The sequence below is a fragment of the Paraburkholderia sp. J7 genome (assembly GCF_905220155.1).
Classification (GTDB): Bacteria; Pseudomonadota; Gammaproteobacteria; order Burkholderiales; family Burkholderiaceae; genus Paraburkholderia.
Window position 1 is genome coordinate 1 of sequence record NZ_CAJMYZ010000148.1, and the last position, 237, is coordinate 237.

The following is a 237-nucleotide window of genomic DNA, read 5'->3' on the forward strand; positions in this document are numbered from 1 at the left end:
GACGAGCGCAAGATAGCACGCCACCGCGAGACGCCGGCGCTCCTCACTGCCGATGGCCGAATCGTGGTCCATATGGCGCGCCTGGCGCTCGACCCACGGGTGCCGCACATAACCCGTCGACGGATGCAGCAGCGGCAGATCGAGCGACTCCGGCGGATACAGATCGAGCCACTCCTGCGGCACGACGAGCGGGAAATGCGGCGCGACGAGACCCACATACAGCACCCACGGACGGTC

General features: G+C 67.5%; 1 pseudogene. It reads right to left on the reverse strand.

The window, feature by feature from the left end:
* Nucleotides 1–237: pseudogene (locus U5A58_RS40720) on the reverse strand (sulfatase); the annotation flags it as partial.